The 394-nt window shown below is 36.3% G+C and carries 1 protein-coding gene; it reads left to right on the top strand.

Going from position 1 to position 394, the window contains the following annotated elements:
• On the top strand, positions 1-394 hold a 394-nt coding region (locus KP705_RS21860), incomplete at both ends, for a hypothetical protein (protein ID WP_215765395.1).

The raw sequence follows: 394 nt of genomic DNA on the forward strand, positions 1-394 counted from the left end.
GAGAGAAGTACAGAGGCTTGAAAATCTGTTCAATATAAAGGCTGTGCGAGTGAAGGCACGTTATGAGACCAAGGCTATTCGTTATATGTTTGGGAATGGGGTCGAGGTTTATTGCGGTTGGGAAAAGCCTTACGATATCATGACTTGTTTGCATGAACATTATATTGACAATTATTTTCCTGTGAAGGATGTGAAAAGTTATAGAGATTATTTGCGTTGTCTTCCTTCGCATTCTTCTTTGTTTTTGGATTACATAGAAAGCAGGGGATATGGTTTTTTAAGATTCAACGAATATTTGAACGATGACGAGGATGATTTTTGTTACGAGTGTGTTTTTGTTAATGAAAATAAAGATGAGATACGCCTTTGGGTTAAAGATTTAGAAGAATGTGAC

Origin of the sequence: Gluconobacter sp. P1D12_c (assembly GCF_018812105.1) — a bacterium.
GTDB lineage: Bacteria > Pseudomonadota > Alphaproteobacteria > Acetobacterales > Acetobacteraceae > Gluconobacter > Gluconobacter oxydans_A.